Here is a 25,340-nt window from a genome sequence, read left to right on the forward strand (position 1 = left end):
GTGCCGGGATCCGGCAGGTGGGTGGTGCGTCGACGGTGACGCCGGGGTCAGCGGGCCATCCATCCGCCGTCGACGGCCAGGAGGTGGCCGTTGACGTAGTCGGCGGCGGGCGAGCTGAGGAACACCGCTGCTCCGGCGACGTCCTCGGGGGTGCCCCAGCGTCCGGCAGGGATGCGTTCCAGGATGGAGCGTGAGCGGTCCGCGTCCTTGCGGAGCGCCGTGGTGTTGTCGGTGACCATGTAGCCGGGCGCGATGGCGTTGACCTGGACGCCGTGCGGGCCCCACTCGTTGGCCAGCGCCTTGGTCACCCCGGCCACGGCGTGCTTGCTGGCGGCGTACGAGGCGACACGCAGCCCGCCCTGGAAGGACAGCAGGCTGGCGATGCTGACGATCTTGCCGCGCCCTCGCTCCACCATCGGACGGCCGAGCTGCTGGGTGAGGAAGAACAGCCCGTCGAGGTTGACGTCGAGCACCCGCCGCCACGAGTCGCGGGCGACGGCGGTGCTGTCCTCGCGCTCGATGATCCCCGCGTTGTTGACCAGGACGTCGATCTGCCGCGAGTCGTCGAGCGTGGCGGCGGTCCGTTCGACGGCGTCCAGGTCGGCGACGTCGAGGTCGACGACGTCCACCCGGCCACCGAGGGCGGCGACCTGGGCGCGGGTCTCGTCCTGGCGCCCCGGCCGGCCGAGCAGGACGACGTCCGCACCGGCTCGTGCGAGCCCGAGCGCCACCGCACGACCCAGGCCGCGCCCGGCGCCCGTGACGGCCGCGCACCGACCGCGCAGGTCGAAGGGAGTGCGTGCCTCGTCGGCGGCGCGGGTCGTCACAGCTCCTCCACCGGGACGACGCCCAGGTCGGTGTAGCAGTTGTTCTCGCCGGCCATCGCCCAGATGAAGGCGTACGACCCGGTGCCCGCACCGGAGTGGATGGACCACGGCGGTGCGATGACGGCCTCGCGGTTGCGGACCACGAGGTGGCGCGTGGCTCCGGGCCGACCCATGAGGTGGAAGACGCGGTCCTGCTCGTCGAGGTCGACGTAGCAGTAGATCTCGGTCCGACGGTCGTGCAGGTGCGGGGGAAAGGTGTTCCAGACGGACCCCGGCGCGACGACGGTGACGCCGAACTGAAGCACCGAGGTCTGCACCTCCTGGCCCCAGGCGTACCGGAAGAGGTGTCGCTCGTTGGCCGCCTCGGACGACCCGAGCGCCACCGGCTCCACGTCGCGGTGACGGAGGAGATGGGTCGGGTACGTCGCGTGCGCGGTCGCGGAGACGAAGTAGAAGGCGGCGTCGTCACCGGCGAAGGACACCTCGCTCCCCCGGCCCACGTAGAGGCCGTCGAGGTGGTCGAGCTCGAACTTCTCCCCGTCCACGACGACGTGACCGGCCCCGCCGATGTTCATGACACCGAGCTCGCGCCGCTCGAGGTGCGAGTCCGTGCCGAGGACGTCGCCCCACGCCGGGAGGTCGAGCTGGGCGGTCCCGGGGAGGGCACCTCCCACCACCATGCGGTCGTCGTGGGTGTAGGTCCCGCGGACCTCGCCGTCGACGAACAGGTCCGGAACGAGGAAGGCCTCGCGCAGGTCCGGGGTGGTGGCCGTCTCGGCGTCGGACGGGGATGTCGAGTATCGAACCTGGATCACGAAGGCGCCTCTCGTCTATGAACTGCGTTCGTCTATGTGAACTGCGTTCAGACTAGAGGCGATCCGAGTGTCGGTCAAGGGGTGGAAACCGATCCATATATGCGAACTGCGGTAGGCTGGAGCAACCGGGGTGCCCGGACCAGGCGCAGGACCGAAGGAGAACGCTCATGAAGCCCCAGCAGGAGCTCGCCCGGGAGGCGAACGGCACGACCGGCGCCGGACCGGTGAAGTCCGCAGCCCGCGCCCTCGATCTCCTGGACGAGATCGCGGCCCACGGGCCCGGGACCCAGCTCCAGCTCTCGGAACGCCTGAGCATCCCCAAGAGCAGCCTGCACGCCCTCCTGCGCACCATGGTCGACCGTCGCTGGCTGCAGACCGATCCCACGGGCAGCATCTACCAGCTGGGCATCAACGCCCTCGTGGTCAGCTCCGCCTACCTGGACGGCGACCCGGTCCTCGCGCGCGCCACCGCCGTGCTCGACGAGGTCGCCGCCGCGACGGAGGAGACCGTCCACCTCGGACGCCTCGACGGCACCGACGTCATCTACACCGCCAAGCGCGAGTCCGTGCACCCGCTCCGGATGCACTCCGCCGTCGGACGCCGCCTGCCGGCGTACGCCACCTCCCTGGGCCGGGCCCTCCTGGCCGAGATGCCCACCGAGGCGCGGCGCGACCTCGTGCCCGAGTCGATCACCGCGATCACCCCGAACACCACCACCGACAAGGACGCCGTCCTCGACATCATCGACCGCGCCGCCTACCAGGGCTACGCCACCGAGAGCGAGGAGTCCTGCCTCGGCGTGCGCTGCTTCGGGGTGGCGCTCCCCTTCGGCCCCCACGCCGTCGACGCCATGAGCGTCGCCGTCCCCATCAGTCGCCTCGGGGACGGTCGGGAGGACCACATCATCGAGACCCTGCTGAGCGTCAAGGCACGCCTCGAGCACGCCTCCACGCGCCGGACGGGGATCTGAGCGTCGCGCTCCGGGTCAGCCCTCGGTACCCCCGGTCGAGCCGACCCTGCACTCGCATCCTCGGTCGAGCCGACCCTGCACTCGCACGCTCGCTCCGGGTCAGCCTTCGGCGACCACCATCGCCGAGGAGATCCCGGCGTCGTGAGAGATCGACAGGTGCCAGTGCCGCACCCCGAGCTCGTCCGCCCGCGCCTGCACCGAGCCGCGCAGCTCAACCTGCGGGGGCCCGCCGACGATCCGGTGCACGGTCGCGTCGTGCCAGTGCATGTTCCCGGGCGCGCCGAGCGCCTTGGCGATGGCTTCCTTCGCCGCGAACCGGGCCGCCAGCGACGACGCCGGCAGGTCCCGCTCGGCCTCCGTGAACAGCTTCTCCCGCAGCCGGGGCGTGCGGTCGAGGGTCGCCATGAACCTCTCGACGTCCACGACGTCGATCCCCACCCCGATGATCACGACGGAGCCTCTACTCGACGGTGACGGACTTGGCCAGGTTGCGGGGCTGGTCCACGTCGAGGCCCTTGGCTCCGGCGAGCGCCATCGCGAAGATCTGCAGCGGTACGACGGCGAGCAGCGGCTGGAGCAGCGAGGGCGCCTGCGGGATCCAGAAGATCTCGTCGGCGTACTGGCGCACCACGTCGTCGCCGTCCTCGGCGATCACGAGCGTGCGGGCGCCGCGCGCCCGGATCTCCTGGATGTTGGAGACCACCTTGGAGTGCAGCTGGTCGCGGCCCCGCGGGGAGGGCACGACGACGAACACCGGCTGGCCCTCGTCGATCAGCGCGATGGGGCCGTGCTTGAGCTCGCCGGCGGCGAAGCCCTCGGCGTGGATGTAGGCGAGCTCCTTGAGCTTGAGCGCCCCCTCCATCGCGACGGGATACCCGACGTGGCGTCCGAGGAACAGCACCTTGTCGGCGGCCTGCATCGAGCGGGCCGTGGCGCGCACGTACTCGCCGCGCTCGATGACGGTCTGCACCTTGCGGGACATGTCGCGCAGCTCGTCGAAGAGCTGGGCGACCTCGTCCGGGAACTTGTTGCCGCGCAGCTGCGCCAGGTACAGCCCGAGGATGTACGCGGCGGTGATCTGCGCGAGGAACGCCTTGGTGGAGGCGACGGCGATCTCCGGTCCGGCGTGCGTGTACAACACGGCGTCGGACTCGCGCGGGATCGTGGAGCCGTTGGTGTTGACGATGGCGAGCACCTTGGCGCCCTGCTCACGGGCGTGGCGCACCGCCATGAGGGTGTCCATGGTCTCGCCGGACTGGGAGATGGCGACCACGAGGGTGCGCTCGTCGACGATCGGGTCGCGGTAGCGGAACTCGTGCGCGAGCTCGACCTCCACGGGGATGCGGCACCAGTGCTCGATGGCGTACTTGGCGACGTGCCCCGCGTAGGCGGCGGTCCCGCAGGCGATCACGATGATCTTGTCGACGCTGCGCAGCACGGACTCGTCGATGCGCAGGTTGTCGAGGATGATCCGCCCCGAGGAGTCGGTGCGGCCGAGCAGCGTGTCGGCGACGGCGTGCGGCTGGTCGTGGATCTCCTTGTCCATGAAGGAGTCGAAGCCGCCCTTCTCGGCGGCGGCGGCGTCCCAGTCCACGGTGAACCGCTTGCCCTCGGCGGGGTTGCCGGCGAAGTCGGACACCTCGACCGACGTCGGGGTGATGGTGACGATCTGGTCCTGCGCGAGCTCCAGCGCCTCCTTGGTGTGGGCGACGAACGCGGCGACGTCGGACCCCAGGAAGTTCTCCCCCTCCCCCAGTCCGACCACCAGCGGCGAGTCGTGGCGCGCGCCGACGACGGTCTCGGGCGCGTCGGCGTGGACCGCGAGCAGGGTGAAGGTGCCCTCGAGCTGCCGGGCCGTGGCGGCCATCGCGGCGGTGAGGTCACCGGCGGTCCGGTACTCACGGGCGAGGAGCTGGGCGGCCACCTCGGTGTCGGTGTCCGACAGGAACGAGACGCCGTCTCGTTCCAGGGACCCGCGCAGCTCGCTGAAGTTCTCGATGATGCCGTTGTGGATGACGGCGAGCCGGCCCTCGTCGGCCAGGTGCGGGTGGGCGTTGACGTCGGTCGGTCCGCCGTGCGTCGCCCACCGGGTGTGCCCGACGGCGGCGGTCGCGTCGGGCAGCGGCTGCTCCGCCACCGCGGCGACGAGGTTCTCGAGCTTTCCGGCCTTCTTGGCGAAGGCGGCCGTGGGGCTGCCGGGTCCCACCAGCGCGACGCCCGCGGAGTCGTACCCCCGGTACTCGAGCCGCTTCAGCCCGCCGAGGGCCACCTCCAGGGGGCGCGCCGAGGCGCCCGACGCCGCGGCGTCGTCCCCGGCGAGCAGGGACGTACCGGCGTATCCGACGATGCCACACATGAGCCGGAGTCTACCCAGCGCGCCACGGGCCCCGGGCCGTCGCGGGCCGCCGGTTTGTCACGGACCCGCCCCGCTCGGGCAGAATCGACCAGGTGACCTCCGCGAGCACGCCCGCACCCGCTGCCGGCGACCCTGCGCCGCCGCACCCCCTGAGCGAGCACCTGTCCCGGTTCGCCCCGGTCTCGCCTTACGTGGACTTCGACCGGGCGACGTGGAGCCGGCTGTCGGAGCAGACGCCGCTGCCCCTCACGGACGCCGACGTCGACCGGCTCCGCGGCCTGGGCGACCCGATCGACCTCGCGGAGGTCGACGCCGTCTACCGTCCGCTGTCGCGGCTGCTCAACCTGTACGTGACCGCGACGTCAGGGCTGCACCGCGCGACGTCGACGTTCCTGGGCGAGGACCCGCCGCGCACCCCGTACGTCATCGGCGTGGCGGGGTCCGTCGCGGTGGGCAAGTCGACGACGGCGCGCGTCCTGCGCGAGATGCTGGCCCGGTGGCCGGAGACGCCGCACGTGGAGCTCATCACCACCGACGGGTTCCTGTACCCGAACGCGGAGCTGGAGCGCCGCGGCCTCATGTCCCGCAAGGGCTTCCCCGAGTCGTACGACCGCCGCGCGCTCATCCGCTTCCTGTCCCGCGTCAAGGCCGGGCAGAGCGAGGTGCGGGCACCCGTCTACTCCCACGTCACCTACGACATCGTCCCGGACGAGCACACCGTGGTGCACCGCCCGGACGTGCTGATCGTCGAGGGCCTGAACGTGCTGCAGCCGGCGCGGTACTCCTCGATCGACGAGTCCACGGTGGCGGTCAGCGACTTCTTCGACTTCTCGATCTACGTCGACGCCCGCACCCGCACGATCCGGCAGTGGTACGTGGACCGGTTCCTCAAGCTGCGGCGCACGGCGTTCAGCCGGCCGGAGTCGTACTTCCGCCGCTACGCCGAGCTGTCGGACGCCCAGGCGACCGAACGCGCCCTGAGCATCTGGGAGTCGATCAACGCGGTCAACCTGGAGCAGAACGTGCTGCCGACCCGCGGTCGCGCCACCCTGGTCATGACCAAGGGCACCGACCACGCCGTCCAGCGCCTGCGGCTACGCAAGCTCTGAGGACTCCACCGGCTGCTCGTCGGGCAGCGGGGCCTGCTCGCGCATCTCCTCGAGCACCTCCTCGCGCGGCGTGAAGAGCTGGACGACCCGGTCGACGAGGAGCCCGAGCAGACCGCCGCCGACGACGCCGACCACCATGGCGAGCAGCGGGTCGTGCCCGAGCACCTCGGCCGCAGCGACACCGATCAGCGCCGAGTAGGTGCACCAGAGCACGGCGGCGATGGCGGAGAACGTCATGAACCGGCGCTGCGGGTAGCCGACGGCACCGGCGGTCATGTTCACGGCGACGCGGCCCACGGGGATGTAGCGGGCGGCGATGATGAAGACCGCTCCGCGCCGGGCGAGCGCCCGCCGTGCCCACGCGACGGCCTTGCGGCCCCGCCGCGAGCGCAGGAGCCCGATCCGGTCCGTGCCCACCCGTCGTCCGAGCACGTAGGCGAGGTTGTCACCCAACCAGGCGCCGATGCCCGCGATCGGGATGATCAGCCACCACAGCGGCTGACCCGTGGACTGCGAGGAGATGACCAGGGTGACGAGCACCGACTCGCTGGGGACCGGCGGGAAGAACCCGTCGATGAAGGCCGAGGCGAACATCGCCGGGTAGATCCACAGCGACGCGGCCATCTCGAGGATCACGTCCTCGAGCTGCTGCAGAAAGGCGGTGATGGCCGGCACGCGGTCCCTCGTTCGTCAGCCGGGACGGTCCCGGCGGTGGGCGGCACCGGGCGGTGCCGTGCACCAGCGTAGGGGGCCCGCGGACCGCCGCGCATCGGGGATGTCCCGGGGTGTCCCCTGAACGGCGAACGTTCACGAGCGTTTCACAGTCGGGGCACGACGGCGGCACCACGGCGCCGCTCGACGGCCCGTCGCGGGCCGGGGCGGCCCGCCTCGCCGCGGCGTCAGGTGGGCAGCGGGAAACCGAGCTCGACGGCGGCGCGCTCCGCGGCGGCGTCGGGCGCCCCGAACCGGGCCAGGTTCTCGTGGGAGGTGAGCGACCGCGGCTCGGCGCGGTCGAGGTACAGCCGGCCGGCCAGGTGGTCGGTCTCGTGCTGGACGATGCGCGCGGGCCAGCCGTGCAGCACCTCGTCGAACGCGGCACCGTGCTCGTCCTGGCCGGTCAGGCGGACGCTGCGGGGCCGGGCGACGACGGCCTGCCAGCCGTCGACCGAGAGGCACCCCTCGTAGTGCGCCGCACGGTCCGGGGTGCCGCCGTCGTGCACCGGCTCGTAGCGGGGGTTGACCAGGACCCGGAAGGGCAGCGGCTCGCGCTCGCGGGAGTCGCCGGGCACGCCGGGGTCCGCGCACACCGCGACGGCCAGGGGGATGCCGACCTGCGGTGCGGCGAGCCCGACGCCGGGGGCGTCGAGCATGGTGCGGCGCATCGCCTCGACGAGCCGCGGCAGCTGTGCGCCGAGCTGTCCGGTGTACGGGGTCGCGACCCGGCGCAGCACGGGATCGCCGGCCTGCACGATCGGCAGGACGCCGGGCCGGCCCTCCCGCGCGAAGGCGGCGTCGAGCAGTCCGGCCACCGCCTCGACGAGGTCCGCGTCGGGCTCGTCGGGCCAGGCACGGCCGTCGCTCACAGGGCGAGCCGCTCCCGCACGACGGCGGCGAGCGTCTCGGCCACGCCGTCGGCCTGCGTCTGCGAGGACGCCTCGACCATGACGCGCACCACCGGCTCGGTGCCGGACGGCCGCAGCAGCACCCGCCCGGTCTCCCCGAGCAGCGACTCGGCGTGCTCGACGGCCCGGACCAGGTCGGCGTCGTCCGTGCGCGCCTTGTCGACGCCCTTGACGTTGACGAGCGTCTGCGGCAGGCGCGGGATCTCGGTGGCGAGGTCGGCCAGGCGGCGACCCGACGCCTTCACCCGTGCGGCCAGGTGCAGGGCCGTCAGCACGCCGTCGCCCGTGGTGGCGTGCTCGGCGAGGATGATGTGTCCCGACTGCTCGCCACCGAGGCCGTACCCGCCCGAACGCATCTCCTCCAGGACGTACCGGTCGCCGACCGCCGTCTGCAGCGTGGCGATGCCGGCGTCCTTCATGGCGAGCAGCAGCCCGAGGTTGCTCATCACGGTGACGACGAGCGTGTCGCCCGGGAGGCGGTCCTCGTCCCGCAGCGACTTGGCGAGGATTCCGAGGATCTGGTCGCCGTCGACGAGGACTCCCCCGTGGTCGACGGCGAGACACCGGTCGGCGTCGCCGTCGAACGCGACGCCGAAGTCGGCCTCGGCGGCGACGACGACGGCCTGCAGCTGCTCCGGGTGGGTGGACCCGGCCTTCTCGTTGATGTTGCGTCCGTCCGGGCTGGCGTTGATGACGACGACGTCGGCGCCGGCCTCGCGCAGTGCCTCCGGACCGACCTGGCTCGCGGCGCCGTTCGCGGCGTCCACCGCGATCCGCAGGCCGTCCAGCGGCCGGTGGTCCGGCGTCGCGCCGATGCTGCGGGTCAGGTGCTGGACGTACTGCTGGGCGGCGATGCCCGTGTCGGTGCGCATCCGCCCGACGGCGGCCCCCACGGGACGCTCGCGCGCCGCGCCGAGGTTGGCCTCGATCTCGTCCTCGAGGCGGTCGTCGAGCTTGAGCCCGCCCCGGGCGAAGAACTTGATGCCGTTGTCCGGCATGGCGTTGTGCGAGGCGGAGATCATGACGCCAATGTCCGCGTGCATCGCGCTGACGAGGTGCGCGAGCGCGGGCGTGGGCAGCACGCCGAGGTCGACCACGTCCACGCCGGAGCTCGCCAGCCCGGCGGCGACGGCCGCGGACAGGAACTCCCCGGAGGCGCGCGGGTCGCGACCGACCACCGCCTTGGGCCGGTGCGACGTGTCGGTGCGCGCACCGAGCACCTGCGCCGCGGCGCTGCCGAGGTCGAGCGCGAGCTCGACCGTCACGTCACGGTTGGCCAGTCCACGAACACCGTCCGTGCCGAACAGTCGTCCCATCGCCTCGTCCTTCCTCGGTGACACTCGCTCGATCGTAGTGCGCCGCGGCGGCGCTCGGGACCGGTCCTCGGCGCCACGGCCACGGCGGACGTGCCCGCGCACGGGGACGGCCCCGCCGGCAGGAGCCGACGGGGCCGTGCGGTGAAGCCTCGATCAGCGCTTCGAGTACTGCGGAGCCTTGCGGGCCTTCTTGAGACCGGCCTTCTTGCTCTCCACGGCACGGTCGTCGCGCGTGAGGAAGCCGGCCTTCTTCAGGGCCGGGCGGTTCGCCTCACGGTCGATCTGGTCGAGCGCGCGGGCGATGCCCAGGCGCAGCGCACCGGCCTGACCGGAGGGGCCGCCACCCGCGATGCGGGCGATGACGTCGAAACGCCCCTCGACCTCGACCAGCTTCAGCGGGTCGTTGACGAGCTGCTGGTGCACCTTGTTCGGGAAGTACTCCTCGAGGGTGCGACCGTTGATCTTCCACTGCCCGGTCCCGGGGACGAGGCGCACGCGCGCCACGGCCTCCTTGCGGCGGCCCAGGGCCTGGCCGGGAGCGGTGATGGACTGACCGCTGTTCGCCACGGGGGCGGCGGTCTCGGTGGTGTAGTTGCTGGGCGTGTTCTCGTCCAGCTCGGTGTCGACGGTGGTGTCAGCCACGGTGGTTCCTTCGCTCGGCATCGGGCAGCGGCTCAGGCCTGCTGCGAAAGCTGGGTGATCTCGAACGGCTGGGGCTGCTGCGCCGTGTGCGGGTGCTCCGCGCCACGGTAGACCTTCAGCTTGGTGAGCTGCTGGCGCCCGAGCTTGTTCTTGGGGAGCATGCCGCGAACGGCCTTCTCCACGGCCTGCTCCGGGTTCTTCTCGAGCAGCTCGCCGTACGAGACGGAGCGAAGACCACCCGGGTAGCCGGAGTGACGGTAGGCCCGCTTGTCCTCGTGCTTGTTGCCGGAGAGCGCGACCTTCTCCGCGTTGACGACGATGACGAAGTCACCGGAGTCGACGTGCGGGGCGAAGGTCGGCTTGTGCTTCCCGCGCAGGAGCTGGGCGACCTGGCTGGCCAGGCGTCCGAGGACGACGTCGGTCGCGTCGACGACGTGCCACGTCGGCTGGACGTCGCCGGGCTTCGGGGTGTAAGTACGCACGGTTGCGTCACCTTTTCGTGTTCGGTGTCGTCGGGCGAGAAGCGGCGCCCGATGAGTCAGGTGTTGTGCGCGGGTGCTCCGGTGGCGTCCTGGCCGTGCGTCGTCTGGCGGTGGGAACGCTGACGACGCCGGACGCCGGAGGCATAGCACAACGACTGGTCAGTCTAGCGCGGTGCTTTCGAGGTGGTCAAAGCGACGTCGGTCACGCCCGTCGGGCGCCGGCTCGCAGGTGCGAACCTGCCCCCACGGGTGCACCGTGGAGGCATGAGCGAGGACACCTCAGCGACACGACCGGACCCCGAGGGCGTGGCCGAGGGCGACAACGACCAGCTGCCCCACGAGGACACGCTGGTCGACCGCGGCATCCGCGACCCGTTGGACGAGGGGTACTCCCCGCCGGAGCGCCCGCGGCCCAACCACTGGGGCGAGACCGCCTGGGAGGAGTCCGTCGGGGAGCCGCTCGACCGCCGTCTCGCGGACGAGGTCCCCGACACCTGGGCCGACGAGCGCGCCGAACGCGTGGACACCACCCGCGCGGGGCGCCTCGTGTCGGACCCCGACGCCGACCCGAACGCCGACGGCGAACGGTCCAACGACCTGTACGGCACCGACGCCGGGATCGACGGGGCCGGAGCCACCGCCGAGGAGGCCGCCGTCCACTGGGTCGAGGAACCCTGACCCGACCCCACGAGGTAGGCAACTCTCCCGCGAGGTAGGCAGTCTTCCAGCGAGGTAGGCGACCGCGCCTACCTCACCGGCCGCGGGTCGACCTCCTCCGGCGACCGCCGCGCACGGATCCGCTCGGCACGCGACGCGAGCTCGTCGTCCGGCGGGTAGTCGACCCGCTCCAGGGTCAGCCCGTGCGCCGGCGCGACGGCGGCCGCCGCCGACCGGTCGCGGCCGGCGAGCACGCGGTCCGGCTCGTCGCCGCCGCGGCGCCCCTCCCCCACGGCCAGGGACATCCCGACCAGCGCCCGCACCATCGAGTGGCAGAACGCGTCGGCCACCACCTCGGCGACCACCAGCCCGGCGTCCGGCCCGGCGTCCGGACGCGACCACGTGAACCGGGTCAGCTCGCGGATCGTCGTGGCCCCCTCCCGGGGCCGGCAGTAGGCGGCGAAGTCGTGCAGGCCCACCAGCGGCCGGGATCCGGCGTCCATCGCGGCCACGTCCAGCCGACGGCGGTGCCACAGCACCGCCTCGCGCCGCAGCGGGTCGCGCAGCGCGTGGTCGTCGGCGATCCGGTAGCGGTAGGTGCGCGCCGCCGCGGAGAACCGGGCGTCGAACCCGTCCGGCGCCGCCTCGGCACGGTGCACGACGACGTCGGTCGGCAGGACGCCGGAGAGCCGGTCCACCAGGGCCCGCCCGGGGGTGCGGTCCGACCGCCCCGGCAGCACCTCCCAGCGAGACCTGGGCACGTCGACGTGCGCCACCTGGCCCCGGGCGTGCACGCCGGCGTCGGTGCGTCCCGCCACCGTCAGCCGCGGCCGGGGCAGTCCGAGCGGCTCGCAGCGCAGGATGGTCGCCAGCGCGTCCTCGAGCACGCCCTGCACGGTGCGCAGCCGGGGCTGGGCCGCCCAGCCGGCGAAGTGCGTGCCCGCGTACGCGAGGTCCAGGCGCACGCGGACGGCACCGTCGTCGGACGTCGGGGTGGCTGTCGTCGTGCTCACCCGCCCATTGTGCCCGGATGATGGACCGGTGACCGGACCTCTGACACTCTCCGTGGACTGCGGCGGCAGCGGCATCAAGGCCAACGTGCTGGACGGCGCAGGGACCGCGCACGCCGCGCCCGTCCGCGTCCCGACCCCGTATCCGCTGCCGCCCGAGCTGCTCGTCGACACCGTCGCCGGGATCGCCGCCGGGCTCCCGGCCGCCGACCGCGTCACCCTCGGCATGCCGGGGATGGTGCGCCACGGCGTCGTCGTGCACACCCCGCACTACGTGACCCGGGCCGGCCCTCGCACCCGCGTCGACCCCGACCTCGTCGGTCGGTGGCGCAACGCCGACGTGCAGGCCGCGCTCCGCGACCGGCTCGGGGTCCCCGCGCTGGTCCTCAACGACGCCGAGGTGCACGGCGCCGGCGTCGCCTCCGGCTCCGGGGTGGAGCTGGTGCTGACGCTCGGCACTGGCCTGGGTGCCGCGCTGTTCGACGGCGGAAGGCTCGCCCCGCACCTGGAGTGGTCGCGTGCGCCCGTGCGCCGCAACACCTCCTACGACGCGTACCTGGGCGAGCCGGAACGTCGCCGGCTCGGCGACGGGCTCTGGTCGCGGCGCGTCGTGACCGTCGTCGACGGCCTGCGGCCGGTGTTCTGGTGGGACCGGCTCTACGTCGGCGGCGGCAACTCGCGGCGCCTGACCGCGACGGCGCTCGCCCGGCTGGGCGACGACGTCGTCGTGGTGCCGAACTCCGCCGCGCTCGTCGGCGGGGTGCGCGCGTGGGACCTGCCGCGGCCGTAGGTGGCGCACGCCGCGTGGGCCTCCAGCACGGCCCGGCTGAACGCGACCGGCGCGTCCAGGCTCACCAGGTGGCGCGCCCGCGGCACGATCACCAGGCGGGCGTCCGCCCCCGAGGAGCGGGCCGCGGCCAGCATGGAGCGCTCGTGCCCCCGGAAGTGGTCCCACTGGCCGTTCACGAGCCGCACCGGGCTGTCGGCGGCGGCGAGCGCACGCCGGGTGTCCAGAGCGCCCACCTCGACGAGCACGTCGCCCATGGCGTCCAGGGCGAACCCCCCGGCCGCCAGGTCGCGCACCGAGGCGTCGTCGAGCATGCCGCGCACGAACGTGTCGTTGAGCCACGCCCCGCTGTCCGGCCAGCGCTCGATCCACCGCGCCAGGTGCAGCCAGGCCGCACGCAGAGGCGTGTCCGGGCTCGTGCAGCACGAGGCGGCGACGAGCCCGGCGCACTGCTCCGGCCGGCGGGCACGGTGCTCGATGCCGACGTACCCGCCGAGCGACAGCCCGACCACGAGGGCCCGACCCCCCACGGAGTCGACGGCGTCGCCCACGGTGGCCACGGCGTCGTCCAGCCCGAACGGCACGTCCCGCCGGGACCCGTGACCGGGCAGGTCGGGCGCGACGACGGTCGCGCCGGCCGCGTGCAGGGCGTCGACCTGCCGGCGCCACATCGTGGCCGACGTCCGCGAACCGTGCAGCAGCACCACCGGGAGCATGAGTTCACCGTAGGGACGACGAGGGCCCCGCACCATCGGTGCGGGGCCCTCGTGACGTCCGGAGCGGAAGGGGACTCAGTCCTCCTTCTTCTCCTCGGTCGACTCGGCCTCGGTCGTCTCGGCGGCCGGGGTCTCCTCCGCCGGGGTCTCCTCGGCGGGCTTCTCGGCCTCGGGCTTCGACGCCTTCTCGGCGGCCTGGGTGGCCTCCTTGACGACGCCCTGCTTGGGGCTGACCGGCTCGGTCACCAGCTCGATGACGGCCATCGGGGCGTTGTCGCCCTTGCGGTTGCCGACCTTCGTGATGCGCGTGTAGCCGCCGTCGCGCTCGGCCATCGACGGAGCGATCTCCGTGAACAGCGTGTGCACGACCGACTGGTCACGCACGACGCGCAGCACCCGACGACGGGCGTGCAGGTCGCCGCGCTTGGCGAACGTGATCAGGCGCTCGGCGACCGGACGCAGCCGCTTGGCCTTGGTCTCGGTCGTGGTGATCCGGCCGTGCTCGAACAGCGCCGTCGACAGGTTCGCGAGGATCAGGCGCTCGTGAGCCGGGCTGCCACCGAGCCGCGGACCCTTGGTGGGGGTAGGCATTTCTGGTTCTCCTTGAGGGTGGTTCCGCACCGCGCGGCCCCGTCATGTCGATCGGTGCCGCAGCGGGCGCGGTACGTCAGTACGTCTGCTCGTCCGGGTACGCGGTCTCGTCGTCCCCGAAGTACTGCGCCGCCGACGGGTCGAAGTCGAGCGGGGAGTCCTTGAGAGCAAGGCCGAGCTCCGCGAGCTTCTCCTTGACCTCGTTGATCGACTTCGCACCGAAGTTGCGGATGTCGAGCAGGTCCGCCTCGCTGCGCGCGACGAGCTCACCGACCTGGTGGATGCCCTCGCGCTTGAGGCAGTTGTACGAGCGGATGGTGAGGTTGAGCTCCTCGATCGGCAGCGCCAGGTCGGCAGCCAGCGCGGAGTCCGTTGGGGACGGACCGATCTCGATGCCCTCGGCCTCGACGTTCAGCTCCCGGGCCAGGCCGAAGAGCTCGACGAGCGTCTTGCCGGCCGACGCGAGCGCGTCCCGCGGCGCGATGGCCTGCTTGGTCTCGACGTCGACGATCAGCTTGTCGAAGTCCGTGCGCTGCTCCACACGGGTCGCCTCGACCTTGTAGGTGACCTTCAGGACCGGCGAGTAGATCGAGTCCACCGGGATCCGACCGATCTCGGCGTCCGGGGTCTTGTTCTGCGCGGCGGACACGTAGCCACGACCCCGCTCGACGGTCAGCTCGATCTCGAGCGTGCCCTCGTCGTTGAGCGTGGCGATGTGCAGGTCGGGGTTGTGCACCTCGACACCCGCCGGCGGCACGATGTCCGCCGCGGTCGCCGCACCGGCGCCCTGCTTGCGCAGGTACATCACGACCGGCTCGTCGTTCTCGGAGGAGACCACGAGGTTCTTGATGTTGAGGATGATCTCGGTGACGTCCTCCTTCACCCCCGGCACGGTGGTGAACTCGTGGAGCACACCGTCGATGCGGATGGAGGTGACCGCCGCGCCCGGGATGGACGACAGGAGCGTCCGGCGCAGGGAGTTGCCGAGCGTGTAGCCGAAGCCCGGCTCCAGCGGCTCGATGGAGAACCGCGAACGGTAGTCCGAGATGACCTCTTCGGTCAGCGTGGGGCGCTGTGCGATGAGCACTGTGTTGGTCCTTTCAGTGTGCGTCCGCTATATGACGCATCACGGATCCGCGCTCTGGCGCGGCCCCGGGCGGGACTCGGTCCACCCGTCCGGGCAGGGTGCGGACCGGCCGGCCCGTCGGGGCCGGCCGGTCCACGAGGTCAGACGCGGCGACGCTTCGGGGGGCGGCAGCCGTTGTGCGCCTGGGGGGTGACGTCCTGGATCGAGCCGACCTCGATGCCGGTCGCCTGCAGGGAGCGGATGGCGGTCTCACGACCGGAACCCGGGCCCTTGACGAAGACGTCGACCTTCTTGACCCCGTGGTCCTGCGCACGGCGCGCGGCCGACTCGGCGGCGAGCTGCGCGGCGTACGGCGTGGACTTGCGGGAGCCCTTGAAGCCGACGTGGCCGGCGGACGCCCACGAGATCACGGCGCCCGACGGGTCGGTGATCGAGACGATCGTGTTGTTGAACGTGCTCTTGATGTGTGCCTGGCCGTGCGGGACGTTCTTCTTGTCCTTGCGACGCGGCTTGCGCGCGGCGGTGGCGCGAGTCTTGGGAGGCATGTGCGTTGATACTCCTGGTCTGAGGTCGTCGGACCGGGGCGGAGGTCAGCGGTGCTGACCCGCTCCACGGACTGCTGACGTCAGCGGGCCTTCTTCTTGCCCGCGACGGTGCGCTTCTTGCCCTTGCGGGTACGCGCGTTGGTCTTGGTGCGCTGACCGCGCACCGGCAGCCCGCGACGGTGACGCAGACCCTGGTAGGTGCCGATCTCCACCTTGCGGCGGATGTCGGCCGCGACCTCGCGGCGGAGGTCACCCTCGAGCTGGTAGTTGCCCTCGAGGAAGTCGCGGAGCGCGACGAGCTCGGCGTCGCCGAGGTCCTTCACGCGCTGGTCCGGGGAGATCCCCGTCGCCGCGACGGCCTGCTCGGCGCGGGTGCGTCCGACGCCGTAGATGTAGGTGAGCGCGACCACGACCCGCTTCTCGCGGGGGAGGTCGACGCCGACAAGACGTGCCATGTGTCTTCCGGCTCCTGTGCTTCGTCCAGAGGTCTTCCGCACCGCCTTCCCGCGAGGACCGCGGGCCCCGGCCCCTGGACCGAGGGTTCCCCTCGCCGTGCCCGTCGGAGCGGGAGGTCGAGGTTCGTGGTGGTGCGCTGCCCGCGCCGGTCCGTGGACCTGGTGCGGGGTCGTGCTCGTGATTCAGCCCTGGCGCTGCTTGTGGCGCTGGTTCGAGCAGATCACCATGACGCGACCGTGCCGGCGGATCACCTTGCACTGGTCGCAGATCTTCTTGACGCTCGGCTTGACCTTCATCAGTGTTCCTCCGCCACCTCAGGACCGGCCGTGGGCCGCTCCGTCCGGGTGGCGATGTCGATCGGGTGGGGGATGACGACTACTTGTAGCGGTAGACGATCCGGCCACGGGACAGGTCGTACGGGCTCAGCTCGACGACCACCCGGTCCTCGGGGAGGATCCGGATGTAGTGCTGACGCATCTTGCCCGAGATGTGCGCGAGAACCTTGTGACCGTTGGCCAGCTCCACGCGGAACATCGCGTTCGGCAGGGCCTCGATCACGCTGCCCTCGATCTCGATGACACCGTCCTTCTTTGCCATGTCCTCCGCTAACTCTCGTCTGTGTCTTTCGACGGACTGCTGCCACGCGCCTCGGCCCGGCCGCGGAAAGACCACGGGGAGAGCGTCGGGGACGTGGATCGCGTGCTTCCGCTCCCTGGCCGACGGCCTGCCGGACCCCGGAGACCGGGACGACAGGGAGGGCTCACGAACGGACTACACCCGACAGACCATCGTACTCCATCGGCACGGAAGGGCAACCCGCTCTGCGTCACACCTCGGCGCGGGTTCGTCTCATCCACGCTCGTTCAGCCCAGGGCGACCGGCTGCACCTCGAACGGCGCCAGCCCGGCGGTGCCCAGGTCGTGCGCCGTCAGGACCGCGATGCCGTCCTCCAGCACCGCGACCGTGTGCTCCCAGTGCGCGGCGCGGGACCCGTCGGTGGTGACGACGGTCCAGTCATCGGCGAGCACACGGGTCGCGGCACCACCGCGGGTGACCATGGGCTCGACGGCGAGGCAGAGGCCCGGCCGGACCCGCGGACCGCGGTCGGAGGCGCGGAAGTTCAGCACGTCGGGCGGCTGGTGCATCGCCGTCCCGATCCCGTGCCCTGTGTACTCCTCGACGATGCCGTACCCGGCACCGTCGATCTCCCCCGCCAGCTCCACGGCGGTCTCCACCGCATCGCCGACCTCGCCGACGCGCCGGGCGCCCGCCAGCGCGCTGATGCCGGCCCACATCGCCGTCCTGGCGGCGCGCGAGAGCCGCGCGTCGCCGGGATCGGCGACGGCGGCCGCCGGCTCGGCGTCGTCGTCCATCGCACCGTTCGGACCGACGAGGAACGTCACCGCGGAGTCCCCGTGCCAGCCGTCGACGACCGCGCCGCAGTCGATCGACACCAGGTCGCCGGCGTGCAGGATCCGGTCCCCCGGGATGCCGTGCACGACCTGGTCGTTCACCGACGCGCAGATCGTGGCCGGGAACCCCTGGTAGCCGAGGAACGACGGCGTGGCGCCCGCCGACGCGATGGCGTCCGCCGCCACCCGGTCGAGCTCCGCCGTCGTCGTGCCGGGCCGCGCGGCGTCGCGCACGGCGGCCAGCGTGTCCGCCACCACCAGCCCGGCCCGCCGCATGAGCAGGACCTGCTCGCGGGACTTGAGCTCGAGGCGGGGGCGGGAGCGGAACACGGGACTCCTCAGCCGAGCTGCTGCGCGAGGGCCGCCACGACGCGGTCCGTGACCTCGGAGATCTCCCCGATGCCGTCCACCCGCGCCAGGAGCCCGCGCTCGGCGTAGGCGGCGGTCAGCGGCGCCGTCTCGGCGTCGTAGATGTCCAGGCGACGCGCGATCGCGTCCGGGGTGTCGTCCTCGCGGCCCTCGAGCTCCGCCCGCTTGGCGATGCGGGCGAGCAGCTCGTCGCGGTCGGCGGTGAGCTCCACGACGCCGTCCAGCTCCCAGTCGAGGTCGCCCAGGATCTGGTCGAGGGCCTCGACCTGGTGCGCGTTGCGCGGGTAGCCGTCGAGGAGGAACCCGCCGCGGACGTCGTCCTCGGCCAGGCGGTCCCGGACCATCGAGTCCGTCACCTCGTCCGGGACCAGCTCGCCCTTCGCCGAGTACTCCTGGGCGAGCTTGCCCAGGTCCGTGCCGCCGGCGATGTTCGCGCGGAAGATGTCGCCCGTCGAGATCGTGGGGATGCCGAAGAGCTCGGCCAGGCGGGCGGCCTGGGTACCCTTGCCGGCGCCCTGCGGCCCCATGATCACCAGGCGCGTCAGACGGCCCTCGGCGCTCGGGGAGCCGTGCAGCTCGCGGCGGGTGGTCGGGGTGTTCGACTCGGTCAACGGAGGAACCCTTCGTAGTGTCGCTGCTGGAGCTGGGAGTTGACCTGCTTCACGAACTCCAGGCCGACGCCGACGATGATGAGGATCGACGTCCCGCCGAACGGGATGTTCGTGGTCACGCCCAGGAACACCAGCACCAGCGTCGGGATGAGCGCGACGATGGCGAGGTACAGGGCGCCGGCGGACGTGATGCGGGTGATCACGTAGTCCAGGTACTCGGCCGTGGGCCGGCCGGCGCGGATACCGGGGATGAAGCCCCCGTACTTCTTCATGTTGTCCGCGACCTCGTCCGGGTTGAACGTGATCGAGGTGTAGAAGAACGCGAAGAACACGATCATCAGGACGTACACCGCGATGTAGATCGGCTGGTCCTGCTGGGCGAGGTTGTTCGAGATCCAGATGACCCAGCCGGCCGTCTGGTCGCCGAACTGCGCGAGGAGCGCCGGGATCGCGAGGATCGACGCCGCGAAGATCACCGGGATCACGCCGGCCATGTTGATCTTGATCGGGATGTAGGTGCTCGTCCCGCCGTACATCCGGCGGCCGACCATGCGCTTGGCGTACTGCACCGGGATCCGGCGCTGCGACTGCTCCACGTAGACGACCATGCCGATCACCAGGACGATCACGGCGATCATGATCATGAAGTTCAGCGGGCCGTTCGCGCCACCGGCGATGGACCACAGGGCCGTCGGGAAGCTGGCGACGATCGAGGTGAAGATCAGCAGCGACATGCCGTTGCCGATGCCCTTCTCGGTGATCAGCTCACCGAGCCACATGACCAGGCCGGTACCGGCGGTCATGGTGACCACCATGAGGAAGGCGGTCATGAAGCTGTCGTCGACGACGACGTCGACCGGGCAGCCGGGGAACAGCAGCCCCGTGCGGGCCGTGGTGATGATCGTCGTCGACTGCAGGATCGCCAGCGCGATGGTCAGGTAGCGCGTGTACTGCGTCAGCTTGGCCTGACCCGACTGGCCCTCCTTGTGCAGCGCCTCGAACCGCGGGATCACGACACGCAGGAGCTGCGTGATGATGCTGGCCGTGATGTACGGCATGATCCCGAGGGCGAACACCGACAGCTGCAGGAGCGCGCCACCGCTGAACGTGTTGACGAGACCCAGCAACGACGTGCTGCCCTCCTGGGCCGCCACGCACTGCTGGACGTTCGCGTAGTCCACGCCCGGCGTCGGGATGAACGACCCCACGCGGAAGAGCGACATGATCGCGATCGTGAACAGCAGCTTGCGCCGCAGGTCCGGTGTCCGGAAAGCCCGGCCGAATGCGCTGAGCACCTATCCTCCTGACCCGCCACGGCGGGGTGTCGTGCCGCCGGTGGAACCGGCGAGATGAGGTCCGTCCACGCTGCGGGCCGTCCCGCGGCGCCGACGCACCGACTCGGTCGTGGTCCGGCCGGCGTCTGCCGGCGACCCACCGCGCACGCCGCGCGCGGTGCGGACCGTGACGGATTCTACGTGCCTTCGCACGTGACCTGGACCACGATGGTCCGATCGAACCTAGCAGATCGGACGTACCGGGCGTGATCCACGCCGCGTCCGGGGCTCCGTCACGTCCGCCCCGGACAGCGCACGGGGCCGGTGGCGCGTCGCGCCACCGGCCCCGTGGTTGGGACTCAGTCCTCCGAGACCGAACCGCCGGCCGCCAGGACCTTGTCCTTGGCGGAGCCGGAGATCGCGTCGACCGCGACGTCCAGCTTGACGGTGATCTCACCCGTGCCGAGCACCTTCACCGGCTGGCCGGAGCGGACCGCGCCCTTGGCGACGAGATCGTCGACCGTGACGGAGCCCCCCTCCGGGTACAGCGCGGCGAGCTTGTCCAGGTTCACGACCTGGTACTCGACGCGGAACGGGTTCTTGAAGCCACGCAGCTTCGGCAGACGCATGTGCAGCGGCATCTGCCCGCCCTCGAAGCCCACCGGCACCTGGTAGCGGGCCTTGGTGCCCTTGGTGCCGCGACCTGCCGTCTTGCCCTTCGACGCCTCACCACGACCCACACGGGTCTTGGCCTTCTTGGCGCCGGGGGCCGGACGCAGGTGGTGGACCTTCAGCGGCTGCGACTGCGCGCCCTTGTCCTGGGTGCTGTCGGCCATGATCAGTCGACCTCCTCGACGGTGACGAGATGCGCCACCGTGGTGACCATGCCACGGATCTCCGGACGGTCCTCCTTCACGGCGATGTCGCCGATCCGCTTGAGGCCGAGGGTCCGCAGCGTGTCACGCTGGTTCTGCTTGCCGCCGATGGCGGACTTGACCTGGGTGACCTTGAGTCGAGCCATCACGCACCCACCTTCTCGTCGGCCTTGTCGGCCTTCGCGGCGAGACCGGCGGCCTGCGCGCGCAGGAGCGGGGCCGGAGCCACGTCCTCGAGCGGCAGACCACGGCGCGCGGCCACGGCGGCCGGCTCCTCGAGGCCCTTGAGGGCCGCGACGGTGGCGTGCACGATGTTGATCGCGTTCGACGAGCCGAGCGACTTGCTCAGCACGTCGTGGATGCCGGCGCACTCCAGCACGGCGCGCACCGGACCACCGGCGATCACACCGGTACCCGGGGAGGCCGGGCGCAGGAACACGACGCCGGCAGCCTCCTCGCCCTGGATGGGGTGCGGGATGGTGCCCTGGATGCGCGGGACGCGGAAGAAGTTCTTCTTCGCCTCCTCGACACCCTTGGCGATCGCCGAGGGCACCTCCTTGGCCTTGCCGTAGCCGACACCGACGGTGCCGTCGCCGTCGCCCACCACGACCAGCGCGGTGAAGCTGAAGCGGCGGCCGCCCTTGACGACCTTGGCGACGCGGTTGATCGTCACCACGCGCTCGACGAAGGCGTTCTTGTCGTCACCGCGGTTGTTGCCGCGGCGGTCGTCGCGCCGGTTGGAACGGCGACCGTCGTTCTTGGACTCGTTGGCGCCCTGGGGGGCGCCGGTGTTGCGCTGCCCTGCAGCCATCAGAGGATCCTCATCTTCCGTGCGAACGTGGTCGTCATCACAGCGCCAGACCGCCTTCGCGCGCGCCGTCGGCGACCGCAGCCACCCGACCGTGGTACTTGTTGCCGCCACGGTCGAAGACCACGGCGTCGACACCGGCAGACTTCGCACGCTCGGCGACGAGCTCGCCGACCTTGCGGGCCTTGGCGGTCTTGTCGCCGTCCATCGCACGCAGGTCGGCCTCGAGCGTCGAGGCGGACGCGACGGTCTTGCCGACCGTGTCGTCCACGACCTGCGCCACCATGTGACGCGACGAGCGGGTCACGACGAGGCGCGGACGCGCCGTGGTGCCCTTGATCTTCTTGCGCAGGCGAAGGTGACGACGCTGACGAGCGACGCTCTTGCCCTTGCCGAGAACCTTGAGAGCCATCACTTACCAGCCTTTCCGACCTTGCGACGGACGACCTCGTCGGCGTACCGCACACCCTTGCCCTTGTACGGCTCGGGCTTGCGGATCTTGCGGATGTTCGCCGCGACCTCGCCGACCTGCTGCTTGTCGATGCCGGCCACGGAGAACTTCGTCGGGCTCTCGACCGCGAAGGAGATGCCCTCCGGGGCGGAGACCTTCACCGGGTGCGAGAAGCCGAGGGCGAACTCGAGGTCCTGCCCCTTGGCCACCACGCGGTAACCGGTACCGACGATCTCGAGCTTCTTCTCGTAGCCCTGCGTCACGCCGACGATCATGTTGGACAGCAGCGTGCGGGTCAGACCGTGCAGCGCACGCGACTCGCGCTCGTCGTCAGGACGACGCACCGAGAGGGTGCCGTCGTTCTGCTCGACGGTGATGGGGGCGGCGACCGTGTGGTCCAGGGTCCCCTTGGGGCCCTTGACCGTCACGAGCGCGCCGCTGATGGTGATCTCCACGCCGGACGGGACCGGAACGGGGAGCTTGCCGATTCGAGACATTGGCGTCTCTCCTTTCCGGATTACCAGACGTAGGCGAGGACCTCGCCGCCCACACCCTTGTCCTGCGCCTGACGGTCGGTCAGGAGGCCGGAGGAGGTGGACAGGATGGCCACGCCGAGGCCACCGAGGACCTTGGGCAGGTTGGTGGACTTCGCGTAGACGCGCAGGCCGGGCTTGGACACGCGGCGCACGCCGGTCAGCGCGCGCTCACGGCTCGGGCCGTACTTGAGGGTGAGGGTGAGGTTCTGCCCCACCGTCGCGTCCTCGACGGTCCAGCCGGCGATGTACCCCTCGGCCTGCAGGATCTCCGCGATGCGCGACTTCAGCTTCGAGAACGGCATGGTGACCGTGTCGTGGTGCGCCGAGTTCGCGTTGCGCAGACGCGTCAGCATGTCTGCGATCGGGTCGGTCATAGTCATCGGGCTCTAGCCCTTCCTCGCCGGGGTATCCGTGCGGTGCTCGCCGAGCACCGCACGGACCTGCGGCGTAGTGGTTTTACCAGCTGCTCTTGGTGACGCCGGGGAGCTCACCGCGGTGGGCCATCTCCCGCAGGCAGATCCGGCACAGGCCGAACTTGCGGTAGACCGAGTGCGGACGACCGCACCGCTGGCACCGGGTGTAGGCACGCACGGCGAACTTCGGCTTGGCGTTCGCCTTGTTGATCAGGGCCTTCTTCGCCATATCAGTTCTCCTTGAAGGGGAAACCGAGACGGCGCAGCAAGGAGCGGCCCTCGTCGTCGGTCGTCGCCGTGGTCACGATCGTGATGTCCATACCGCGGACACGGTCGATCTTGTCCTGGTTGATCTCGTGGAACATCGACTGCTCCGTGAGACCGAACGTGTAGTTGCCGTGGCCGTCGAACTGCTTCGGGCTCAGACCGCGGAAGTCGCGGATGCGCGGCAGCGCGATCGACAGCAGCCGGTCGAGGAACTCCCACATGCGGTCGCCGCGCAGCGTGACGTGCGCACCGATCGGCATGCCCTCGCGCAGCTTGAACTGCGCGATGGACTTCTTCGCCCGGTTGATCGCCGGCTTCTGACCCGTGATCGCCGTGAGGTCGCGGATCGCGCCCTCGATGAGCTTCGAGTCCTTGGCGGCGTCACCGACACCCATGTTGACGACGATCTTCGTCAGACCGGCGACCTGGTGGAGGTTCTCGTGGCCGAACTCCTCGCGGAGCGCCGCGACGATCTCCTCGCGGTACTTCTGCTTGAGGCGCGGCAGCGCCGGTGCCTCGAGAGTGGTGTCGGTCATCAGATGTCCTTCCCGGAACGCTTGGCGTAGCGGACGCGCACCGTGCGGGTGCGACCGTCCTGCTCGACCTCCTCGAGGCGGAAGCCCACGCGGGTCGGCTTCTTGGTCTCGGGGTCGACCAGCATCACGTTGGACACGTGGATCGGGGCCTCGACCGTCTCGATGCCACCCGTGCGGGTGCCGCGCGCCGACTGGCCGGCCTTCACGTGCTTGGTCACGCGCTGGACGCCCTCGACGACGACACGGTCGGTGTCGGTCAGGACCTCGAGCACGCGGCCCGTCTTGCCCTTGTCGCGACCAGCGATCACCTGGACCTGGTCGCCCTTCTTGATCTTCGCCATGGTCAGAGCACCTCCGGGGCCAGCGAGATGATCTTCATGAACCGCTTGTCACGCAGCTCACGGCCGACCGGGCCGAAGATACGGGTGCCACGGGGCTCGCCGTCGTTCTTCAGGATCACGGCGGCGTTCTCGTCGAACTTGATGTAGGAACCGTCGGGACGACGGCGCTCCTTGACGGTCCGGACGATGACGGCCTTGACGACATCGCCCTTCTTCACGTTGCCGCCCGGGATCGCGTCCTTGACGGTGGCGACGATGGTGTCGCCGATACCGGCGTAGCGACGGCCGGAGCCACCGAGAACGCGGATGCAGAGGATCTCCTTGGCACCCGTGTTGTCGGCGACCCGCAGTCGCGACTCCTGCTGGATCATCGATTGATCTCCTGTCGTCGAGCTGGTTCTCGGCCCGGGCTGTCCCGGGCGAGCCTGGCCGAACGGATAGTTGCTGTGGTGGGGACCCGGCGCATACGTGTGTCACACCGCGCCCCCACCGGGGAAGGTCTGTCTTACTTCGCCTTCTCGAGGATCTCCACCAGGCGCCACCGCTTGGTCGCGGACAGCGGGCGGGTCTCCATGATGACGACCAGGTCGCCGATGCCGGCGGTGTTCTGCTCGTCGTGCACCTTGACCTTGTTGGTGCGGCGCATGACCTTGCCGTAGAGGGGGTGCTTCACGCGGTCCTCGACGGCGACGACGATGGTCTTGGCCATCTTGTCGCTGACGACGTAGCCACGGCGCACCTTGCGGGTCGACCGCTCCTCGGTGGTCACCGTCTCGGTGTTCTCGCTCATCAGTGCCTCACTCACTCACGCTCGGGGCCGTACGGATGCCGAGCTCGCGCTCGCGCAGGACCGTGTAGATCCGCGCGATGTCGCGCTTGACCGCCTTGAGGCGGCCGTGCGACTCGAGCTGGCCGGTGGCGGCCTGGAAGCGCAGGTTGAAGAGCTCTTCCTTCGACTCCTTGAGCTTCGCGACGAGGGTCTCGTCGTCGAAGCCGTCGAGGTCGGCGGGGGCCAGGCCCTGGGTACCGATAGCCATCAGTTCGCACCACCTTCGCGCACCACGAAACGGCACTTCATCGGAAGCTTGTGCATCGCGCGGCGCAGGGCCTCGCGTGCCAAGTCCTCGGGGACACCGGCCAACTCGAAGACGACGCGGCCGGGCTTGACGTTGGCGACCCACCACTCCGGGGAGCCCTTGCCGGAACCCATGCGGGTCTCGGCGGGCTTCTTGGTCAGCGGGCGGTCCGGGTAGATGTTGATCCAGACCTTGCCGCCACGCTTGATGTGGCGGGTCATCGCGATACGAGCAGCCTCGATCTGGCGGTTCGTGACGTAGGCGGGCTCGAGAGCCTGGATGCCGTAGTCGCCGAACGAGATCGTGGTGCCACCCTTGGCCACGCCGGAGCGCTTGGGGTGGTGCTGCTTGCGGTGCTTGAGCCTGCGCGGGATCAGCATGA

Annotated in this window: 36 protein-coding genes and 1 pseudogene; 4 read left to right on the top strand and 33 right to left on the bottom strand. The window is 71.0% G+C overall.

Annotation, left to right across the window (positions count from 1 at the left end; translation table 11 throughout):
* Positions 1–47: 47 nt before the first annotated feature.
* Both kduD and kduI read right to left on the bottom strand, forming a co-directional pair.
* Entirely contained in the window at positions 48–827 is a 780-nt protein-coding gene (gene kduD / locus HDG68_RS13130; protein WP_172152804.1) for a 2-dehydro-3-deoxy-D-gluconate 5-dehydrogenase KduD, read from the bottom strand.
* Positions 824–1,642, bottom strand: coding sequence for a 5-dehydro-4-deoxy-D-glucuronate isomerase (gene kduI, locus HDG68_RS13135; protein ID WP_343037573.1), 819 nt, complete (start codon positions 1,640–1,642; stop codon positions 824–826). The genes kduD and kduI overlap by 4 nt, the downstream gene beginning before the upstream one ends.
* Before the next feature lie 167 nt (positions 1,643–1,809).
* Here kduI and HDG68_RS13140 point away from each other — a divergent pair, with 167 nt between their 5' ends.
* Positions 1,810–2,613, top strand: a complete 804-nt coding sequence (locus tag HDG68_RS13140) for an IclR family transcriptional regulator (RefSeq protein ID WP_172152806.1) — start codon at positions 1,810–1,812, stop codon at positions 2,611–2,613.
* Positions 2,614–2,712: 99 nt separating this feature from the next.
* Here HDG68_RS13140 and HDG68_RS13145 read toward each other — a convergent pair whose 3' ends face one another.
* Positions 2,713–3,063 (bottom strand): holo-ACP synthase, encoded by a 351-nt coding sequence (locus HDG68_RS13145; protein ID WP_172152808.1) that lies wholly within the window; start codon positions 3,061–3,063, stop codon positions 2,713–2,715.
* A 10-nt stretch (positions 3,064–3,073) separates the two neighbouring features.
* Entirely contained in the window at positions 3,074–4,969 is a 1,896-nt protein-coding gene (gene glmS / locus HDG68_RS13150; protein WP_172152810.1) for a glutamine--fructose-6-phosphate transaminase (isomerizing), read from the bottom strand.
* A gap of 149 nt (positions 4,970–5,118) precedes the next feature.
* Between glmS and coaA the strand changes: the two genes are divergently transcribed.
* Positions 5,119–6,078: a type I pantothenate kinase gene (coaA, locus tag HDG68_RS13155; RefSeq protein ID WP_216648434.1), complete on the top strand. Its 960-nt coding sequence runs from the start codon at positions 5,119–5,121 to the stop codon at positions 6,076–6,078.
* Here the strand turns inward: coaA and HDG68_RS13160 are convergent.
* From HDG68_RS13160 to rplM, 5 genes are all read right to left on the bottom strand, one after another.
* Positions 6,064–6,753 (bottom strand): DedA family protein, encoded by a 690-nt coding sequence (locus HDG68_RS13160; protein WP_343037574.1) that lies wholly within the window; start codon positions 6,751–6,753, stop codon positions 6,064–6,066. The two genes, coaA and HDG68_RS13160, sit on opposite strands and share 15 nt — an antisense overlap.
* A gap of 224 nt (positions 6,754–6,977) precedes the next feature.
* Complete coding sequence (locus HDG68_RS13165; protein WP_172152814.1) at positions 6,978–7,661, bottom strand: peptide deformylase; 684 nt, start codon at positions 7,659–7,661, stop codon at positions 6,978–6,980.
* Positions 7,658–9,016, bottom strand: coding sequence for a phosphoglucosamine mutase (gene glmM, locus HDG68_RS13170; protein WP_172152816.1), 1,359 nt, complete (start codon positions 9,014–9,016; stop codon positions 7,658–7,660). Before glmM ends, HDG68_RS13165 begins: the two co-directional genes overlap by 4 nt.
* A gap of 153 nt (positions 9,017–9,169) precedes the next feature.
* Entirely contained in the window at positions 9,170–9,658 is a 489-nt protein-coding gene (gene rpsI / locus HDG68_RS13175) for a 30S ribosomal protein S9 (RefSeq protein WP_172152817.1), read from the bottom strand.
* Between the two features lie 32 nt (positions 9,659–9,690).
* Positions 9,691–10,140 carry a 50S ribosomal protein L13 gene (gene rplM / locus HDG68_RS13180; protein ID WP_172152818.1) on the bottom strand — a complete coding sequence of 150 codons (450 nt, stop codon included), beginning with the start codon at positions 10,138–10,140 and terminating at the stop codon, positions 9,691–9,693.
* Positions 10,141–10,404: 264 nt separating this feature from the next.
* Here rplM and HDG68_RS13185 point away from each other — a divergent pair, with 264 nt between their 5' ends.
* Complete coding sequence (locus HDG68_RS13185) at positions 10,405–10,818, top strand: DUF5709 domain-containing protein (RefSeq protein WP_172152819.1); 414 nt, start codon at positions 10,405–10,407, stop codon at positions 10,816–10,818.
* Positions 10,819–10,886: 68 nt separating this feature from the next.
* Here HDG68_RS13185 and truA read toward each other — a convergent pair whose 3' ends face one another.
* A complete protein-coding gene (truA, locus tag HDG68_RS13190) occupies positions 10,887–11,810 on the bottom strand; it encodes a tRNA pseudouridine(38-40) synthase TruA (protein WP_343037575.1) in 924 nt (307 codons plus the stop codon).
* Positions 11,811–11,838: 28 nt separating this feature from the next.
* Here truA and HDG68_RS17145 point away from each other — a divergent pair, with 28 nt between their 5' ends.
* Positions 11,839–12,597: an ROK family protein gene (locus HDG68_RS17145; RefSeq protein ID WP_343037576.1), complete on the top strand. Its 759-nt coding sequence runs from the start codon at positions 11,839–11,841 to the stop codon at positions 12,595–12,597.
* A 44-nt stretch (positions 12,598–12,641) separates the two neighbouring features.
* On the opposite strand, the pseudogene HDG68_RS17150 reads toward HDG68_RS17145, so the two are convergent.
* From HDG68_RS17150 to rplP, 23 genes and pseudogenes are all read right to left on the bottom strand, one after another.
* Positions 12,642–13,346 (bottom strand): annotated as a pseudogene (locus tag HDG68_RS17150) (alpha/beta fold hydrolase); the annotation flags it as partial.
* A 39-nt stretch (positions 13,347–13,385) separates the two neighbouring features.
* Positions 13,386–13,901, bottom strand: coding sequence for a 50S ribosomal protein L17 (rplQ, locus tag HDG68_RS13205; RefSeq protein ID WP_172152822.1), 516 nt, complete (start codon positions 13,899–13,901; stop codon positions 13,386–13,388).
* A 76-nt stretch (positions 13,902–13,977) separates the two neighbouring features.
* Entirely contained in the window at positions 13,978–14,988 is a 1,011-nt protein-coding gene (locus HDG68_RS13210; RefSeq protein WP_172152823.1) for a DNA-directed RNA polymerase subunit alpha, read from the bottom strand.
* 140 nt (positions 14,989–15,128) lie between these two features.
* On the bottom strand, positions 15,129–15,533 hold the full coding sequence (rpsK, locus tag HDG68_RS13215) for a 30S ribosomal protein S11 (RefSeq protein WP_172152824.1): 405 nt from the start codon (positions 15,531–15,533) through the stop codon (positions 15,129–15,131).
* An 80-nt stretch (positions 15,534–15,613) separates the two neighbouring features.
* Positions 15,614–15,988, bottom strand: coding sequence for a 30S ribosomal protein S13 (gene rpsM / locus HDG68_RS13220; protein ID WP_172152825.1), 375 nt, complete (start codon positions 15,986–15,988; stop codon positions 15,614–15,616).
* Between the two features lie 183 nt (positions 15,989–16,171).
* Positions 16,172–16,285: a 50S ribosomal protein L36 gene (rpmJ, locus tag HDG68_RS13225; protein WP_171246392.1), complete on the bottom strand. Its 114-nt coding sequence runs from the start codon at positions 16,283–16,285 to the stop codon at positions 16,172–16,174.
* A gap of 79 nt (positions 16,286–16,364) precedes the next feature.
* A complete protein-coding gene (gene infA / locus HDG68_RS13230) occupies positions 16,365–16,586 on the bottom strand; it encodes a translation initiation factor IF-1 (protein WP_012877432.1) in 222 nt (73 codons plus the stop codon).
* A gap of 266 nt (positions 16,587–16,852) precedes the next feature.
* Positions 16,853–17,731, bottom strand: coding sequence for a type I methionyl aminopeptidase (gene map / locus HDG68_RS13235; protein ID WP_172152827.1), 879 nt, complete (start codon positions 17,729–17,731; stop codon positions 16,853–16,855).
* 8 nt (positions 17,732–17,739) lie between these two features.
* Positions 17,740–18,297, bottom strand: coding sequence for an adenylate kinase (locus HDG68_RS13240; RefSeq protein ID WP_172152957.1), 558 nt, complete (start codon positions 18,295–18,297; stop codon positions 17,740–17,742).
* An 80-nt stretch (positions 18,298–18,377) separates the two neighbouring features.
* Positions 18,378–19,676, bottom strand: coding sequence for a preprotein translocase subunit SecY (secY, locus tag HDG68_RS13245; RefSeq protein ID WP_172152849.1), 1,299 nt, complete (start codon positions 19,674–19,676; stop codon positions 18,378–18,380).
* Between the two features lie 338 nt (positions 19,677–20,014).
* Positions 20,015–20,491, bottom strand: a complete 477-nt coding sequence (rplO, locus tag HDG68_RS13250) for a 50S ribosomal protein L15 (protein WP_172152851.1) — start codon at positions 20,489–20,491, stop codon at positions 20,015–20,017.
* Positions 20,492–20,493: 2 nt separating this feature from the next.
* Positions 20,494–20,676, bottom strand: coding sequence for a 50S ribosomal protein L30 (gene rpmD / locus HDG68_RS13255; RefSeq protein ID WP_172152853.1), 183 nt, complete (start codon positions 20,674–20,676; stop codon positions 20,494–20,496).
* On the bottom strand, positions 20,676–21,341 hold the full coding sequence (rpsE, locus tag HDG68_RS13260; RefSeq protein ID WP_172152855.1) for a 30S ribosomal protein S5: 666 nt from the start codon (positions 21,339–21,341) through the stop codon (positions 20,676–20,678). The genes rpmD and rpsE overlap by 1 nt, the downstream gene beginning before the upstream one ends.
* 37 nt (positions 21,342–21,378) lie before the next feature.
* Positions 21,379–21,750, bottom strand: a complete 372-nt coding sequence (rplR, locus tag HDG68_RS13265; protein ID WP_172152857.1) for a 50S ribosomal protein L18 — start codon at positions 21,748–21,750, stop codon at positions 21,379–21,381.
* The gene (rplF, locus tag HDG68_RS13270; RefSeq protein ID WP_172152859.1) at positions 21,750–22,286 is read right to left on the bottom strand and encodes a 50S ribosomal protein L6; all 537 of its coding nucleotides are present in this window, start codon (positions 22,284–22,286) and stop codon (positions 21,750–21,752) included. Before rplF ends, rplR begins: the two co-directional genes overlap by 1 nt.
* Positions 22,287–22,306: 20 nt before the next feature.
* Positions 22,307–22,705: a 30S ribosomal protein S8 gene (gene rpsH, locus HDG68_RS13275; protein ID WP_172152861.1), complete on the bottom strand. Its 399-nt coding sequence runs from the start codon at positions 22,703–22,705 to the stop codon at positions 22,307–22,309.
* A 76-nt stretch (positions 22,706–22,781) separates the two neighbouring features.
* Positions 22,782–22,967 carry a type Z 30S ribosomal protein S14 gene (locus HDG68_RS13280; RefSeq protein ID WP_013837851.1) on the bottom strand — a complete coding sequence of 62 codons (186 nt, stop codon included), beginning with the start codon at positions 22,965–22,967 and terminating at the stop codon, positions 22,782–22,784.
* 1 nt (position 22,968) lies between these two features.
* The gene (rplE, locus tag HDG68_RS13285; protein ID WP_172152863.1) at positions 22,969–23,541 is read right to left on the bottom strand and encodes a 50S ribosomal protein L5; all 573 of its coding nucleotides are present in this window, start codon (positions 23,539–23,541) and stop codon (positions 22,969–22,971) included.
* A complete protein-coding gene (gene rplX, locus HDG68_RS13290) occupies positions 23,541–23,882 on the bottom strand; it encodes a 50S ribosomal protein L24 (protein WP_172152865.1) in 342 nt (113 codons plus the stop codon). Before rplX ends, rplE begins: the two co-directional genes overlap by 1 nt.
* 2 nt (positions 23,883–23,884) lie before the next feature.
* Positions 23,885–24,253, bottom strand: coding sequence for a 50S ribosomal protein L14 (gene rplN / locus HDG68_RS13295; RefSeq protein ID WP_172152867.1), 369 nt, complete (start codon positions 24,251–24,253; stop codon positions 23,885–23,887).
* Positions 24,254–24,387: 134 nt separating this feature from the next.
* Positions 24,388–24,672, bottom strand: a complete 285-nt coding sequence (gene rpsQ, locus HDG68_RS13300; protein WP_172152869.1) for a 30S ribosomal protein S17 — start codon at positions 24,670–24,672, stop codon at positions 24,388–24,390.
* A 7-nt stretch (positions 24,673–24,679) separates the two neighbouring features.
* The gene (rpmC, locus tag HDG68_RS13305; protein ID WP_246253906.1) at positions 24,680–24,919 is read right to left on the bottom strand and encodes a 50S ribosomal protein L29; all 240 of its coding nucleotides are present in this window, start codon (positions 24,917–24,919) and stop codon (positions 24,680–24,682) included.
* Positions 24,919–25,338: a 50S ribosomal protein L16 gene (rplP, locus tag HDG68_RS13310; RefSeq protein ID WP_172152871.1), complete on the bottom strand. Its 420-nt coding sequence runs from the start codon at positions 25,336–25,338 to the stop codon at positions 24,919–24,921. Before rplP ends, rpmC begins: the two co-directional genes overlap by 1 nt.
* Positions 25,339–25,340: the final 2 nt, after the last annotated feature.

This window comes from Isoptericola chiayiensis (assembly GCF_013149805.1).
Taxonomy (GTDB): Bacteria; Actinomycetota; Actinomycetes; order Actinomycetales; family Cellulomonadaceae; genus Isoptericola; species Isoptericola chiayiensis.

Coding starts and splice junctions, on each gene's coding strand:
- HDG68_RS13140 (WP_172152806.1), top strand. CDS start 1,810: ATGAAGCCCCAGCAGGAGCTCGCCCGGGAGGCGAACGGCACGACCGGC.
- glmS (WP_172152810.1), bottom strand. CDS start 4,969: ATGTGTGGCATCGTCGGATACGCCGGTACGTCCCTGCTCGCCGGGGAC.
- glmM (WP_172152816.1), bottom strand. CDS start 9,016: ATGGGACGACTGTTCGGCACGGACGGTGTTCGTGGACTGGCCAACCGT.
- HDG68_RS13185 (WP_172152819.1), top strand. CDS start 10,405: ATGAGCGAGGACACCTCAGCGACACGACCGGACCCCGAGGGCGTGGCC.
- rplQ (WP_172152822.1), bottom strand. CDS start 13,901: ATGCCTACCCCCACCAAGGGTCCGCGGCTCGGTGGCAGCCCGGCTCAC.
- rpsK (WP_172152824.1), bottom strand. CDS start 15,533: ATGCCTCCCAAGACTCGCGCCACCGCCGCGCGCAAGCCGCGTCGCAAG.
- rpsM (WP_172152825.1), bottom strand. CDS start 15,988: ATGGCACGTCTTGTCGGCGTCGACCTCCCCCGCGAGAAGCGGGTCGTG.
- rpmJ (WP_171246392.1), bottom strand. CDS start 16,285: ATGAAGGTCAAGCCGAGCGTCAAGAAGATCTGCGACCAGTGCAAGGTG.
- infA (WP_012877432.1), bottom strand. CDS start 16,586: ATGGCAAAGAAGGACGGTGTCATCGAGATCGAGGGCAGCGTGATCGAG.
- HDG68_RS13240 (WP_172152957.1), bottom strand. CDS start 18,297: ATGGGGCCGCAGGGCGCCGGCAAGGGTACCCAGGCCGCCCGCCTGGCC.
- rplO (WP_172152851.1), bottom strand. CDS start 20,491: ATGGCCGACAGCACCCAGGACAAGGGCGCGCAGTCGCAGCCGCTGAAG.
- rpmD (WP_172152853.1), bottom strand. CDS start 20,676: ATGGCTCGACTCAAGGTCACCCAGGTCAAGTCCGCCATCGGCGGCAAG.
- rpsE (WP_172152855.1), bottom strand. CDS start 21,341: ATGGCTGCAGGGCAGCGCAACACCGGCGCCCCCCAGGGCGCCAACGAG.
- rplR (WP_172152857.1), bottom strand. CDS start 21,750: ATGGCTCTCAAGGTTCTCGGCAAGGGCAAGAGCGTCGCTCGTCAGCGT.
- rplF (WP_172152859.1), bottom strand. CDS start 22,286: ATGTCTCGAATCGGCAAGCTCCCCGTTCCGGTCCCGTCCGGCGTGGAG.
- rpsH (WP_172152861.1), bottom strand. CDS start 22,705: ATGACTATGACCGACCCGATCGCAGACATGCTGACGCGTCTGCGCAAC.
- HDG68_RS13280 (WP_013837851.1), bottom strand. CDS start 22,967: ATGGCGAAGAAGGCCCTGATCAACAAGGCGAACGCCAAGCCGAAGTTC.
- rplE (WP_172152863.1), bottom strand. CDS start 23,541: ATGACCGACACCACTCTCGAGGCACCGGCGCTGCCGCGCCTCAAGCAG.
- rplX (WP_172152865.1), bottom strand. CDS start 23,882: ATGGCGAAGATCAAGAAGGGCGACCAGGTCCAGGTGATCGCTGGTCGC.
- rplN (WP_172152867.1), bottom strand. CDS start 24,253: ATGATCCAGCAGGAGTCGCGACTGCGGGTCGCCGACAACACGGGTGCC.
- rpsQ (WP_172152869.1), bottom strand. CDS start 24,672: ATGAGCGAGAACACCGAGACGGTGACCACCGAGGAGCGGTCGACCCGC.
- rpmC (WP_246253906.1), bottom strand. CDS start 24,919: ATGGCTATCGGTACCCAGGGCCTGGCCCCCGCCGACCTCGACGGCTTC.
- rplP (WP_172152871.1), bottom strand. CDS start 25,338: ATGCTGATCCCGCGCAGGCTCAAGCACCGCAAGCAGCACCACCCCAAG.